General features: G+C 72.9%; 14 protein-coding genes. 10 read left to right on the top strand and 4 right to left on the bottom strand.

Annotated elements, in window-relative coordinates; genetic code table 11:
• Positions 1-185 precede the first annotated feature (185 nt).
• Entirely contained in the window at positions 186-503 is a 318-nt protein-coding gene (locus tag AB0M47_RS06205; RefSeq protein WP_363409220.1) for a hypothetical protein, read from the top strand.
• A 1-nt stretch (position 504) separates the two neighbouring features.
• Here AB0M47_RS06205 and AB0M47_RS06200 read toward each other — a convergent pair whose 3' ends face one another.
• Positions 505-1,011, bottom strand: a complete 507-nt coding sequence (locus AB0M47_RS06200; protein ID WP_363409217.1) for a tetratricopeptide repeat protein — start codon at positions 1,009-1,011, stop codon at positions 505-507.
• Positions 1,012-1,121: 110 nt separating this feature from the next.
• Between AB0M47_RS06200 and AB0M47_RS06195 the strand changes: the two genes are divergently transcribed.
• Positions 1,122-2,090, top strand: coding sequence for a DUF5937 family protein (locus AB0M47_RS06195; RefSeq protein ID WP_363409215.1), 969 nt, complete (start codon positions 1,122-1,124; stop codon positions 2,088-2,090).
• Here the strand turns inward: AB0M47_RS06195 and AB0M47_RS06190 are convergent.
• Entirely contained in the window at positions 2,051-2,959 is a 909-nt protein-coding gene (locus AB0M47_RS06190) for a MerR family transcriptional regulator (RefSeq protein WP_363409420.1), read from the bottom strand. The two genes, AB0M47_RS06195 and AB0M47_RS06190, sit on opposite strands and share 40 nt — an antisense overlap.
• Before the next feature lie 168 nt (positions 2,960-3,127).
• Between AB0M47_RS06190 and AB0M47_RS06185 the strand changes: the two genes are divergently transcribed.
• On the top strand, positions 3,128-4,594 hold the full coding sequence (locus AB0M47_RS06185) for an SDR family oxidoreductase (RefSeq protein WP_363409212.1): 1,467 nt from the start codon (positions 3,128-3,130) through the stop codon (positions 4,592-4,594).
• On the opposite strand, the gene crtI is transcribed toward AB0M47_RS06185, so the two are convergent.
• A complete protein-coding gene (crtI, locus tag AB0M47_RS06180; RefSeq protein WP_363409209.1) occupies positions 4,582-6,078 on the bottom strand; it encodes a phytoene desaturase family protein in 1,497 nt (498 codons plus the stop codon). The genes AB0M47_RS06185 and crtI overlap by 13 nt on opposite strands.
• A complete protein-coding gene (locus tag AB0M47_RS06175) occupies positions 6,075-7,196 on the bottom strand; it encodes a polyprenyl synthetase family protein (protein WP_363409206.1) in 1,122 nt (373 codons plus the stop codon). The genes crtI and AB0M47_RS06175 overlap by 4 nt, the downstream gene beginning before the upstream one ends.
• A gap of 83 nt (positions 7,197-7,279) precedes the next feature.
• Between AB0M47_RS06175 and AB0M47_RS06170 the strand changes: the two genes are divergently transcribed.
• The 7 genes from AB0M47_RS06170 to AB0M47_RS06140 are packed head-to-tail and all read left to right on the top strand — an operon-like array spanning position 7,280 to position 13,016.
• Complete coding sequence (locus AB0M47_RS06170) at positions 7,280-8,200, top strand: phytoene/squalene synthase family protein (protein WP_363409417.1); 921 nt, start codon at positions 7,280-7,282, stop codon at positions 8,198-8,200.
• Complete coding sequence (locus AB0M47_RS06165) at positions 8,200-9,495, top strand: deoxyribodipyrimidine photo-lyase (RefSeq protein ID WP_363409203.1); 1,296 nt, start codon at positions 8,200-8,202, stop codon at positions 9,493-9,495. The genes AB0M47_RS06170 and AB0M47_RS06165 overlap by 1 nt, the downstream gene beginning before the upstream one ends.
• Positions 9,495-9,815, top strand: a complete 321-nt coding sequence (locus AB0M47_RS06160; protein ID WP_363409200.1) for a lycopene cyclase domain-containing protein — start codon at positions 9,495-9,497, stop codon at positions 9,813-9,815. The genes AB0M47_RS06165 and AB0M47_RS06160 overlap by 1 nt, the downstream gene beginning before the upstream one ends.
• A complete protein-coding gene (locus tag AB0M47_RS06155; RefSeq protein ID WP_363409197.1) occupies positions 9,805-10,128 on the top strand; it encodes a lycopene cyclase domain-containing protein in 324 nt (107 codons plus the stop codon). Before AB0M47_RS06160 ends, AB0M47_RS06155 begins: the two co-directional genes overlap by 11 nt.
• Positions 10,121-10,855 (top strand): lysophospholipid acyltransferase family protein, encoded by a 735-nt coding sequence (locus tag AB0M47_RS06150; protein ID WP_363409194.1) that lies wholly within the window; start codon positions 10,121-10,123, stop codon positions 10,853-10,855. Before AB0M47_RS06155 ends, AB0M47_RS06150 begins: the two co-directional genes overlap by 8 nt.
• Entirely contained in the window at positions 10,843-11,919 is a 1,077-nt protein-coding gene (locus AB0M47_RS06145) for a glycosyltransferase (RefSeq protein ID WP_363409191.1), read from the top strand. The genes AB0M47_RS06150 and AB0M47_RS06145 overlap by 13 nt, the downstream gene beginning before the upstream one ends.
• A complete protein-coding gene (locus AB0M47_RS06140; protein ID WP_363409188.1) occupies positions 11,916-13,016 on the top strand; it encodes a cytochrome P450 in 1,101 nt (366 codons plus the stop codon). Before AB0M47_RS06145 ends, AB0M47_RS06140 begins: the two co-directional genes overlap by 4 nt.
• Positions 13,017-13,075 lie beyond the last annotated feature (59 nt).

Genomic DNA, 13,075 nt, shown 5'->3' with positions numbered 1-13,075 from the left:
CCTCGCCACCCGTGACATCCCCGGCCGCACACGTGACGCGCCCGCGACGCCGGAGTGAGTGAAAGCGCCACGATTCACAGTCGCGATGCTATTCACCGGCGCGCGCCAATGGTCTACTTACAGTCAGTAAGGCGCGACGGTCGGTGATTTACATCGGCGCGGGGACTCTGACAGGGGCGCTTGCGATGACCGATTACGACGGACCACCGGTCCCGGCCTGGGACCTCGACGGCACCTGGCTGTTCGTCGGCGACGAAGTCGTGCTCGCCGGCCATGGCGCGGAGGCGTACGGCCGCATCGTCGGGGTGGACCCCGACGGTTCGGGCCTGCCGATCGTGCTGATCCTGGCGGGGCAGGGCCGGGGCGGACAGGCCCCGCTGCCGCTGGCCCGGATCAACGGCAAGCGGGTCCCGGCCGACGCCGCCGCGCGGGCGGGCGGCGGCCGGGAGGATCGACTGTGGAGCAGCAGCCTGCGCGACAACGAGGGTCGCGGCTGGCTGTGAGTCAGTCTTCGTCCGGCTCGACCAGCAGCCGGGCGTAGTTGGCCATGGACCGCTGATAGCGCGGCAGGTGCTTGGCGAGCGCGCCGACCGCGAGCGACACCGCCTCGCGTTCCCGGCCGACGCTGGTCAGCGCGAGGGCCAGGGTGGCGCTGAGCGCGTCGTCCAGTTCGTCGGAGCCCTGCGTACGCTCAGCGGTCAGCAGCCGCACGCTCTCCTCGGCCTGCCCCATGTTGCGCAGGGAACTCGACATCTGGATCACCGAGCGCCGCCGCCGGATGCCGTCGATGCCCAGCTCCAAGGCCTCGCGATACGACGGGATGGCCCGGTCGGAGTGCCCGGTCGAGTCCCACGCGCAGGCCCGTTCGAACGCGGCGACCGGGTGGCCGGGTCCGAGTTCGTCGGCGAGGTCGCCGACCCGGGCGCGGAACTCCTCCTCGTCCCACTTGTCCGGCGCGGCGTTGAAGTCCGCCCAGAGGGCGTCGCTGCGCTGCTCCCAGTCCCGATTCATCTTCGTTCTCCTCGCTGTCGTTCGTGCGGTGATCACTGTGCGGGCCGGGCTAGAGTGGGCGCCAGTGATTCGGCGATCACCGAATGTCTGCCCGATGTCTGGAGGTCAGAGTGGCGGTCACGCTCCGGTTCAGCCCGGACGACCTACTGCGCTGCCGCTTCGCCGCCTCGCCCATGCTGGAGACGGTCTCCGCGGTCCGGCTGCTCTCTGCGTCCGAGGACCCCGGGCCGCATCGGCGGTGGCTCAGTACCGTCGACCGCCAAGGCCTCGACCTTCGCCCGCTCCACCTGCTCCTGCCCCGCCGCGGCTACGCGCCGGACTTCCTCTCCCCGCCGCCGGGCGGGCGGGCGGCGCGATTCGCCGACGAGCTGCGGGCCGTGGCCGCCACTGATCATCAACAGATACGCCGAGAGCTGCGCCGGTCGCTGGCCGACACCCCGGGCGCGGTGGAGTCGCCGACCGGACGACTGCTGCTGGGCGACCCGGCTCGCGTACTGGCGATGCTGGTCGAGCTGATCCGGCGGGCCTGGGAGGTGCTGGTCGAACCGGTGTGGCCCCAGGTACGCGGGCTGCTCGACGCCGACGTGAGCTTCCAGTCCCGGCGGCTGGCCGAGGGCGGACTCGACCGGCTGTTCGCCGAGCTGCATCCCCGGCTGCGCTGGGGCAACGGCGTACTGACCCGCGAGTATGGCGACGACGACCACCGCGATCTGCGGGGCGAGGGCCTGATCCTGGTCCCGAGCGCGTTCAAATGGGACCAGGTCGTCGTCATCGTCGATCCGCCGTGGCAGCCCGCCGTCGTCTACCCCGCCCGCGGGCTCGGCACCTTGTGGCAGCCCCCGGCCTCGGATCGGCAGGCCGCGCTCGGGCGGCTGATGGGCAAGACCCGGGCCGCGCTGCTCGCCGATCTGGGCTCACCCACGAGCACGACTGTGCTGGCCCACCGGCACGCGCTGGCCGCCGGGACCGTCTCCGAGCATCTGACGGTGCTCCGCGACGCCGGATTCGTCATCGGCGAGCGGCACCGGCACGAGATCCGCTATCGACGTACGCCGCTCGGCGAAGCCTCGATCGGCTGACGTCCGGTGACGAGGCCGACCGCCTCGGCCAGACTCCTGGGCCGGCGGACCGCCTCCGGCAGGCGTACGCCGTCCCAGCCCGGTCCACCGGCGAGCACCAGCTTGGCCGCGGGCCGGGCGGCGAGGACGTCGGTGAGCTGGCCGACGTGGGCCGTCTCCCGGGTCTGCGACCACAGCACGACGATGTCGGGCCCGGCTCGGCGGACGGCCTCCCGGAGCGCCTCCGGCGGCACCCGGGCACCGAGCAGCCGGGTCGCGACACCGGTTTCGGCGAGGGCCGCCGCCAGCGCTTCCAGTGCCAGGCTGTGCTGCTCCTCGTCGGTGCACGCGAGCAGGATCTGGGCCGCCGACGACGGCCACTCGGTCGCCGCGAGTCCCACCGAGATCTCTTTCGAGATCAGGTGTTCCACCTCGACCAGCGCGCCGGTCGCCGCATGCTTGCGTCCGATGTGGATGAGCGCGGGCGCCAGCAGCTCGGTCCACGTCGCGACGACGCCGTCCTGGGCGAGCGCGCCGCCGATGATCCGGCGCAGTTCGGCCGCGTCGAGCCGCAGCGCGGCCCGGGTCAGCCCGCGCACGGCCGGGCCGGCGGAGCCGACCGCCACCGCGTGCCCGCCGCCGTCGCGCCGAGCCGCCGGGATCGGCCGGCCGAGGACCCAGGCGGCGGCCTGCGCCGGCGCCACACCCTGCCCGACGAGGCGCTGCATCTCGGCCAGCCGCCGCAGGTCCGCCGGCCCGTACCGGCGGTGTTTCCCGGTTTGACGGCTCTCCGGCCCGAGTCCGTAGCGGCGATCCCAGGTACGCAACGTGGTGACGGCGACGCCGACGAGCCGGGCGGCCTCGCTCGCCGTCAGGGCCTCCTCTGCCACCACGATTTCCCCTCTTCAGCCGATCTTCCTGCCGTCCGGTCGGCGGCCGATCGGGTCGGCGGCCGTGCGCGCACGGAGGAAGCCTAGTTGCCCGCCCGCCGCCGGAATTCCGCTCCCCCGTCCCCTTTTTATGATGCGGATTTCGATGCAACTGCTACCGTTAAGAGTATGCGATGCCTGGTCACAGGGGCTACCGGATACATCGGCGGCCGACTGGCACCCCGGCTGCTGGAGGCCGGGCACGAGGTCCGCTGCCTGACCCGATCGGCGACCCGACTACGCGACGTTCCATGGGCCCGGTACGCCGAGGTGGTCGAGGGCGACCTGCTCGCCGCCGAGTCGCTGACGGACGTCTTCGCCGGCGTCGACGTCGCGTACTACTTGGTGCACTCGCTCGGGACGCCGGACTTCGAGGACCGCGACCGCCGGGCGGCGCGCGCCTTCGCGGAGGCGGCCGCGGCGGCGGGCGTACGCCGGATCGTGTATCTCGGCGGCCCGGCCGTCACCGGCGACTCCGCGGCGTCGGCGCATCTGCGATCGCGATCCGAGGTCGCCACGGTATTGGCCTCGACCGGTGTGCCGACCGTGACGCTGCGCGCCGCCATCATCCTCGGCTCCGGCTCCGCCTCCTTCGAGATGCTGCGCTACCTGACCGAGCGGCTGCCGGTCATGGTGACCCCGCGCTGGGTCGGCAACCGCATCCAGCCGATCGCCGTCCGGGACGTGCTGCACTATCTGACCGGCTGGGCGACCGTTCCCGACGAGGTCAGCCGGTCCTTCGACATCGGCGGCCCGGACATCCTCACGTACGCCGAGATGATGCGCCGGTACGCCCGGGTCGCGCAGCTGCCGCCCCGGGTCATCCTGCCGGTGCGTACGCTGTCGCCCTGGCTCAGCTCGCAATGGGTCGGCCTGGTGACCCCCGTTCCCGGGGCGATCGCGAAGCCGCTGGTGGAGAGCCTGATCCACGAGGCGGTCCGCCACGATCACGACATCGCCGACTACGTGCCCGACCCGCCGGGCGGCCTCAAGGGGTTCGACGAGGCGGTACGCCTGGCGCTGGCGAAGATCCGCGACGCCGACGTCGAGACGCGCTGGTCCACGGCGGAGTGGACGCGGGCGCCGGCCGACCCGTTGCCGACCGACCCGGACTGGTCGGGCGGTACGGCGTACGTCGATCGGCGCGAACGCCCGGTGCAGGCGTCGTCCGGCTCGTTGTGGCGGGTCGTCACCGGCATCGGCGGCGAGACCGGGTGGTACTCGTTCCCGCTGGCCTGGTCCGTCCGGGGCTGGCTCGACCGGGCCCTCGGCGGGGTCGGGCTGCGCCGGGGCCGCCGCGACCCCGAGGAGCTTTTCGTCGGCGAAGCGCTGGACTTCTGGCGGGTCGAGGAGATCGAACCGGGCCGGCTGCTGCGGCTGCGCGCCGAGATGTTGTTGCCCGGCCGGGCCTGGCTGGAGATGGCGGTCGACGGCGACGGGCCCGACAGCGTCTACCGCCAGCGCGCGATCTTCCTGCCCCGAGGCCTGTCCGGCCACCTCTACTGGCGGGCGATCTCCCCGTTCCACGCGGTGATCTTCGGCGGGATGGCGCGCAACATCGCGAGCACCGCCGAACGGGCCGATCATCCGGACTGAGCCCGGGGACCGGTGATCCGCTGGGCGGCGAGCTTGCCGGAGATCAACACCATCGGTACGCCGACCCCGGGGGTCGTCCCCGACCCGGCGAACACCACGTTCGCCAGGCTCGGATGGCGATTCGGGGACCGGAACGGGCCGGTCTGCGCCAGCGTGTGCGCGGCGGCGAACGGCGTTCCCGCAGCCATTCCGTCAGCCGCCCAGTCCGCCGGCGTGACGACCTGCCGGGTGACGATCGAGTCGCCGAGTCCGGCGTACCCCCGGGTTTCGAGCACCTTCACCAGCTCGTCGGCGTAGCGCTCGGCCAGGCCGCCCCGCCAGTCCAGCGGGCCGGCGGTCAGGTTGGGCACCGGGGCGAGCACGTAGTACGCCTGCCGAGCGGCGGGCGCGACGGTGGGATCGGTCCGGCTCGGGTTCGTGACCAGCAGCGACGGGTCGCTCATCAGCTCGCCGCGCCGGATCACCTCGGTGAAGGTACGCCGCCAGGCGTGCCCGAAGTGGATGTTGTGGTGCGCCGTGTGCGCGTACGCCCGGGTGGAGCCGATGTGCAGCACGACGCACGACGGCGAGTACCGCTGGACGCGCCGCGGACCCGGTCCGGGCAGCAGCCGGTACGCCGCCTCGGTGTCCGGGTTGAGGACGACCGCGTCGGCGGGGAAGCGGCGCCCGTCGGCGGTGTGCACGGCGACCGCCCGGCCCGCCCGGACCTCCACCTCCGTCGCCTCGGCCTGGTAGTGGAACTCGACTCCGTGCTTGTCGGCCGCGCCCGCGAGCGCGATCGGCACGGCGTGCATCCCGCCGGCCGGGTAGTACACGCCCGCGATGGTGTCCAGGTACGCGATGACGGCGTACAGCGCCCGGGCGTCCTGCGGGGCGAGCCCGGCGTACATCGCCTGGAAGGAGAAGACTCGGCGGGTGCGCTCGTCGCGGAAGAACCGGTCGACCCGGCGCTGCAGGCCGCCGAACGCGCCCTGTCCGAGCAGCCGCAACAGGTTGAGCGTCACCAGATCGCGTGGCCGGTCGAAGTTCCGGTCGATGAAGTCGGCCCGTTCCAGCTCCCACAGGCGCTGGGCGTACGCGGCGAAGCGGCGGTAGCCGTCGGCCTCCCGTGGTCCGCAGAGCCGGGCGATCTCGGCCGCCATGCGATCGGGCTCGGCGGTCACGTCGAGCTGGGAGCCGTCGGCGAACCATGCCCGGTACGCCGGGTCGAGCTGTGTCAGGGAGAGCCAGTCCGCCAGGTTCTCGCCGACCGCTGCCAGCGCCTCGGCGATCAGGTCGGGCATGGTGAGCACGGTCGGCCCGCTGTCGAAGTCGAACCCGGCCGCCGACCGCCGTCCCGCCCGGCCGCCGGGCTGGTTCGCCTTCTCCAGCACGGTCACCTGGCGACCGGCTCCGGCCAGATGCAGCGCGGCGGCCAGGCCGCCGAGCCCGGCTCCGATGACGACCACGCGATCGGTGGGACCGGTGATCCGCGGGGCGCTCATGCCGACCGCCAGGCGGCCGCGTACGCCAGCGAGGTGAGCGCGGACCGGGCGTCATCGGTGATCGGGGCCGTGGCCAGCGCCTCGACGCCAGCCGTCACCCGCTCGGTGATCATCTCGCGGACCCGCTCGGGCGCCCCGGTGGACTCGATCAGTTCGGTCAGCCGCCGGAGCTGATCGGGGTCCGGCGGAGCTTCGCCTCGGCAGCGGTCGAGCAGGGCGTCGATCTCGATCCGGCTCGGGCCGCTAGCGGCCGTGCGGGCGAGCTGGATCAGCACCGTGGGCTTGCCCTGGGCCAGGTCGTCCCCGGCGGGTTTGCCGGTCCGCGCCGGCTCCCCGAACACGCCGAGCAGGTCGTCGCGCAACTGGAACGCCTCGCCGACGCTGACGCCGTACCGGGTGAACGCGGCCGCCGCCGACGAGTCGAGCCGCCCGGCCAGTGCCCCGCCGAAGTGCAGCGGGCGGACGACGGTGTAGCCGGCGGTCTTGAGCCGGGCGACCCGCAACGCCCGGTCCACCGTCCACTCCGGAGAGTGCTCGCCGAGGACGTCCAGGAACTGCCCGGCGATCGCCTCGACCCGCATCACGTCGTACGCCTGCCGCGCGGCGGCCAGCGCGGTCGCGGGCACCAGCGCCTGAGCCATCAACCGGTCGGCCCAGACGAGGCAGAGGTCGCCGACGAGCACGGCGGTCGAATCGCCGAACCGCTCCGACGCCCCGGTCAGCCCGGACCGCTCGTGAGCCGCAGCCAGCGCGCGATGGGCGGTCGGCCGGCCGCGCCGGGTCGCCGACCGATCCATGACGTCGTCGTGCACGAGGGCGAACGCGTGCAGCAGCTCGAGCGCGGACAGCGCCGGGAGCACCCGCTCGGTGGGCTCCTGTCCGCCGCAGGCCCGCCACCCCCAGTACGCGAACACCGGCCGCAGCCGTTTGCCGCCGCCCAGCACCGCGTCACGGGCCGTCGAGGCCAGCAGATCGAGCCGCGGATCCAGCGCGACGAGCGCCGCCGACTCAGTCGCGACGAAGGATGCGAGCCGCTCATCGACGGCTTCGGCGAGCGTCGCGAGCCAGGTCGGACCGGCCGGTCGGGCGACGGTCAGCGTGAGAGTCTCTTCGGCCACCCTCCGAGATTAGCCGATGTCGCGAGTTGCGTCGATTGCTGCGTCGAATTAGCATGAGCGGACGCCTGCGAGAGGGGAAGATCGTGGACGAGCGCCTGGCTGCCGCGTACGAGGAGTGCCGAAAGCTCCACCGCCGCCACGGCCGGACCTACTACCTCGCGACCCGGCTGCTGCCGGCCGAGCTGCGCCCGCACGTGCACGCGCTCTACGGCTTCACCCGCTACGCCGACGAGATCGTCGACTCGACGCCGGACCTGACCGTCGCGCAGCGGGCGGCGCGCCTGCGGGCCTGGGGCGCCTCGTTCGCCCTCGGCTTGTCCGGCGTGCCGGTCGACGATCCGATCCTGCCCGCCGTCCTGCACACGATCGCCGTCCAGGACCTGGACCGCGCGGACTTCACGGCGTTCCTGCGCAGCATGGAGATGGATCTCGACGTGGCGTCCTACGCCACCTACGCCGACCTGCTGGAGTACATGGAGGGGTCGGCCGCCGTGATCGGCACGATGATGCTGCCGATCCTCGGTCCGGCCGACCCGGCGGCGGCCCGGGAACCAGCCCGTCAGCTGGGCCTGGCCTTCCAGCTCACCAACTTCCTGCGGGACGTCGGCGAAGATCTCGATCGCGGCCGGATCTACCTGCCGAAGGACGACCTCGACCGGTTCGGCGTCACCGAGGCCGACCTCGACCGCGCCCGCGAGACCGGTCGCAGCGACGACCGCCTCCGCGCGCTCATCCGGTTCGAGGCTGAGCGCGCCCGGCGCCACTACGCCCTCGCCGCGCCCGGCGTACCGATGCTCGCGCCGGCCGCTCAGGCCTGTATCCGCACGGCGTTCCACCTCTACTCCGGCATCCTCGGCGAGATCGAACGCCAGGCGTACGACGTGTTCGCCCGGCGGGCGGTGGTACCCCGGCGTACGCGGGTAATGGTCACCGCACGGAGTCTGCTGACGCCGACCGGCCGGGGCGTCGCCCTGGCACCCCACTCGATCGCCCTGGGGGCCTGATGCGTACCGCCGTCGTGCTGTTCACCCGGGACCTGCGGGTCGCCGACAACCCGGCGCTGCACGCCGCGTGCGAGATCGCCGACCGGGTCGTGCCCCTGTTCGTGGCCGATCCGAGCGTGCCCAGCTCGCCCTATCGGCAGCGGTTCCTCGCCGAGAGCCTGGCCGACCTCCGGGAATCGTTGCGCCATCTGGGCGGCGAGCTGGTGATCCGGGAAGGCGATCCGGTCACCGAGGCTGTCAAGCTCGCCCGGGAGACGGGTGCGTTCGGCATCGGGCTCGCGACCGACGTCAGCGGCTTCGCCGCCGCCCGCGAACGCCGGTTGCGCCGGGCCTGTGCCGACGAACGGCTGGCGCTGAAGCTCTTCGACTCCGTCACCGTCGTCCCGCCCGGCGCCCTGCGTCCGTCCAGCGGCGGCGATCACTATCGCGTCTTCACGCCGTATTGGCGCGCCTGGCAAGGATTCCGGCACCGGCCGGAGCTGCCCGTCCCTCGAAAGGTATGCATGCCCGGCGGCATCGCGCCCGGGCGGCTGCCCGCAGGCGGCTCGGCGACCGGGCTGCTCCCCGGCGGCGAGACCGAAGGGCGCGCCCGGCTGTCGGCCTGGCGCAAGACCAGCGCCGAGTACGCCGAGATCCACGACGATCTGGCCGCCGACCGGACCAGCCGGATGAGCCCCTATCTGCACTTCGGCTGCGTGTCCCCGGTCGAGGTGGCGCGCCAGATCGGCGACGTCGAGGCGTACGTGCGGCAGGTGTGCTGGCGGGACTTCTATCACCAGGTACTGGCCTGCTTTCCCGACCTGCCCCACAAGGCGTATCGCCGGAACGCGGACGAGAAGTGGGCCGACGACCAGAGTGCGCTGGACGCGTGGCGCGAGGGGCAGACCGGCGTGCCGATCGTGGACGCGGGGATGCGGCAGCTCGCGGCCGAGGGCTGGATGCACAATCGCGCGCGGCTGATCACGGCGTCCTTCCTGACCAAGCACCTGGGTCTGGACTGGCGCGCCGGCGCCGCCTGGTACGCGAGCCTGTTGCTGGACGCCGACGTGGCCAACAACAACGGGAACTGGCAGTGGGTGGCCGGGACCGGCAACGACACCAAGCCCTATCGGCGGTTCAACCCGGTGCGCCAGGCCGAGCGGTTCGACCCGACTGGCGGCTACGTCCGGCGCTGGGTGCCCGAGCTGGCCGGCCTGCCCGGCAAGGCGGTGCATCAGCCGTGGCTGCTGCCGGAGCCCGAGCGGCGGGCGCTGCGCTATGCGGACACGCTCGCACCCGATCCGGGGCGGACGTGATGGACCGCTGGCAGTACGCCGCCGTCCTAGCCGCTTGCGTGGTGATCACGCTGCCGCTGGAGGTGATCCTGGGCGCGCGGGTCTATCGGCGACCCGCCCGGCTGGCGCTCACCCTGGTTCCGGTCGTCGTCGTGTTCGCCGTCTGGGATCTGCTGGCGGCGCGACGCGGCCACTGGTGGTGGAGCCCGGACCAGGTCGTGGGGGTACACCTTGCCGGCCTGCCGATCGAGGAGTTGCTCTTCTTCCTGGTCGTGCCGATCTGCGCCGTCCTGACCTATGAGGTCCTCGGCTCTCGGCGGGAGACCCAGCGTGGCCGCTGAGTACACCATCGCCGCAGTCGCCGCGCCGGCCGCCGTCGTCGCGCTCGAACTGCTGATCTTCCGGACCGGCCTGTTCCGGCAGGCGCGCTACTGGATCACGCTCGCGATCGCCCTGGCCTTCCAGATCCCGGTCGACGGCTGGCTCACCCGCGCCGGCCGGCCCATCGTGCGGTACAGCGCCGCCGCGACCTCCGGGCTCCGGTTCCCGTGGCACATCCCGGTCGAGGACTTCGGCTTCGGGTTCGCGCTGGTCACCCTGACCTTGCTGCTGTGGCGGCGGCAGGCGGTCCGAGCGGAGCACGACCGTGGCTGATCCGGTCGCCGGCGTCCTGACCACGGGCTTCGACCGGCTGGTCCGCGGCGGCCTGCGCGGCGTCTGGCTGCGCGGCCGCCTGCCCGCCGGGCCGTTCGTCTGGGCCGCGAACCACCACAGCTGGTGGGACCCGTTCGTGGCCGCCGCGCTGCTGCGGCACGCCCGGCGAACCGCCTGCCTCGTGATGCTCCAGGACAACATCCAGTGGTACGCCTTCACACGGCGACTGGGCGTCTTCGGATCGGGCGAGGTACGCACGGGACTGCGGTACCTCGCCGAGGGCCGGGCGCTGGTGGTCTACCCCGAGGGCGGACTGCGTCCAGCGGGACCGCCCGGCCCGCTCGCCGACGGAGCAGCCTGGTACGCCCACCGCGCCGGAGTGCCCTTGGCCGCCGTCGCGGTCCGGGTGGTGCTGCGCGGCCAGCAGTTCCCGGAGGCGTACGTGTCGATCCGCTCGCTTGGATCGGCGGTCCCCACGGCGGCTTCCGGCTTGGCTTCCCCGGTTTCCGGCGGGGCTTCATCGGCGGCTGCCACGGCCGGTGACGTGGGTGTGCTGACTGGCGTGCTCGCTCGGACGCTCCGGGACGAGCTTTCTACAATGGACCTAGAGCTGGCAATGGCCGATCCGCGTACCGGGCCGACGGGATTCCGCCTCGTCCTGCCCGGCCGGCGCAGCTGGGACGAACGCATCGACGCGCTGGGGAGGCGGCTGCCATGGCGGTCCTGAGCGCGGTCGTCGCCGCCTATCACGTCGTCAAGACGGCGGGTCTCGTGGTCAACGCGGCCACCTTCCCGGTGCTCCGTCCGCAGCGCGGGGAACAGACCCCGCCTCGGGTGTCGGTGTTGGTGCCGGCCCGGGACGAGGCGCTGCGGTTGCCGAAGCTGCTTCCCGGACTGCTGGCCCAGCCCGCCGACGAGATCCTCGTCCTCGACGACCAGTCGTCCGACGGCACCGCCGACGTCGTCCGCGCCTACGCCGACCCACGGCTGCGACTGATCCGGGGCAAGCCCCGGCCGGACGGCTGGATCGGCAAGAACTGGGCCTGCCACCAGCTCGCCGAGGCGGCCACCGGTGAACTGCTCGTGTTCTGCGATGCCGACGTGGTGCTCCGGCCGGGCGCGCTGGACGCGATCCTGCACGAGGCGAGGCGGCAACGGGCCGACGTCTTCTCCGTCTTCCCCCGGCAGCTCACCGGGAGCCCTGGGCTGGGTGAGCGGCTGCTGGTGCCGTTGATCGACGAGACGCTGCTGGCCTTCCTGCCGCATCGGCTGCTCGACCTGCCCGTTCCCTCGGCGGCCGCCGCCAACGGCCAGCTGCTCGCGTTCTGGCGGAAGGCGTACGCGACCGTCGGCGGCCACGAGGCGGTCCACGATCGGATCGTCGAGGACGTGGCCCTGGCCCGGCGCGCCCGACGGCTGGGGCTGAAGCTCGGCCTGGCCCTGGGCGGCGATCTGGTCCAGACCCGGATGTACGACGACTATCGGCAGACGGTGGCCGGGCTGGGCAAGAGCCTACGGGCGGCCCATCTCGGCAACGACGCGGTGTTGCTCGCGAGCGCCGCGTTCCACGTCACGGCGTACACGGTGCCGTGGTTGCGCTGGCGACACGGGCGCGCCTGGCGGATCGCCGCGGTGCTCGGGCTGGCCGAACGGATCCTCACCAACGCCAAGACCGGTCGCGGTGCGTACGCCGAGGCCGCGTTGGTGCCGATCACGCCGCTCGCGGCGCTGCCGGTGTACGCGACCGCGCTGCGCCGGAAGGCACGCTGGAAGGGCCGGGTCTATCCGTGATCCGCGACCTGTGGCGGTGGGTACGCGACCCGGTCGCCCTGCTGACCGAGCGAGCCGCAGTCGCTCCGGTGTTCGAGCTGAGCCTCTGGCGGCGCGCCGTCGTCGGCTACTGTCCAGAGTGGAATCGGACGGTCCTCGGCGACCTCGCCACGTTCCGGGCGGCCGGGAGTCTGAGCGGGCTGACCCCCTATCTGGCGGGCGGCGTGGTGCACTCCGACGTCCCCGAGCACGACGAGCGACGGCGCGACCTCAACCCGAGTTTCCACAATCGATCGCTCGCCGTTCTGCTCGACCGGCTGGACGAAGTGGCCGCCCGGCGGGCTCCCGCCGCCGAGTTCGAGGCACTGGAGTGGGCGAGCGACATCGTCCGGCACCTGCTCAACGCCGCCTTCTTCGGGGGACGGCTGCCCGACCGGCTGCTGCGTGCGTTCCTGAGCCCGTTGCACCGGCCGATGCCACATCCGCTGCTGCCCCGCCCCCGGTTGTTCCACCGGATCGACCGCCACATCGAAGCCGTCCTGGCCGACCCGCCACCCGGTACGCTCGCCGCCGCTCTCTCGGGGATGCCCGGCGCGGCGGAGGAGATCCGGGTCGCCCTCGCGGCCGGCTACGACACCACGGCGCACACCTTGGCCTGGGCCGCTTGGCATCTCGCGGGCGCACCCGAGTGGCGTACGCCGGATGCCCTGCCAGCGGTGCTGGACGAGGTGCTCCGGCTCTATCCGGCGGGCTGGATCGGCAGCCGGGTCGCCGCGGCCGACGTCACCGTCGCGGGGACGGACATTCCCGCCGGGACGCTGGTGCTCTACTCCCCCTACCTGACCCATCGCGATCCCGGACTATGGCCCGATCCCGGCGTGTTCCGTCCCGAACGGTTCACCGCCGCCGGGCCGGGCCGGCCGTCCTGGGGGTTCCTGCCGTTCAGCGCTGGACGGCGTACGTGTCTCGGGGCGCACTTGGCCCGCGCGATGCTGCGCTCCGCTCTGTTGCCCTGCCTGGACGGCCGACTCACCCAGCTCGACGGCGATCCGACGCCGCGAGCCGGGCTGACCCTGCAACCGCGCGGCCCATTGGGGATAGCTCGCCACCGGGCCTAGGCGGACCTCACGGCAGCCCGACTATCTCGGTACGCGAGATGGCCGGTAGCTGCGGTTAT

This window comes from Hamadaea sp. NPDC051192, assembly GCF_040682475.1.
Lineage (GTDB): Bacteria > Actinomycetota > Actinomycetes > Mycobacteriales > Micromonosporaceae > Hamadaea > Hamadaea flava.
Note: the sequence above shows the minus strand (reverse complement) of the source record. Positions and strands in the feature narration are given on the sequence as shown.

Excerpts from the sequence above, each read along its gene's own strand:
- AB0M47_RS06200 (WP_363409217.1), bottom strand. The coding sequence starts at position 1,011 with ATGAATCGGGACTGGGAGCAGCGCAGCGACGCCCTCTGGGCGGACTTC.
- AB0M47_RS06160 (WP_363409200.1), top strand. The coding sequence starts at position 9,495 with ATGGACCGCTGGCAGTACGCCGCCGTCCTAGCCGCTTGCGTGGTGATC.
- AB0M47_RS06185 (WP_363409212.1), top strand. The coding sequence starts at position 3,128 with ATGCGATGCCTGGTCACAGGGGCTACCGGATACATCGGCGGCCGACTG.
- crtI (WP_363409209.1), bottom strand. The coding sequence starts at position 6,078 with ATGAGCGCCCCGCGGATCACCGGTCCCACCGATCGCGTGGTCGTCATC.
- AB0M47_RS06165 (WP_363409203.1), top strand. The coding sequence starts at position 8,200 with ATGCGTACCGCCGTCGTGCTGTTCACCCGGGACCTGCGGGTCGCCGAC.
- AB0M47_RS06145 (WP_363409191.1), top strand. The coding sequence starts at position 10,843 with ATGGCGGTCCTGAGCGCGGTCGTCGCCGCCTATCACGTCGTCAAGACG.
- AB0M47_RS06205 (WP_363409220.1), top strand. The coding sequence starts at position 186 with ATGACCGATTACGACGGACCACCGGTCCCGGCCTGGGACCTCGACGGC.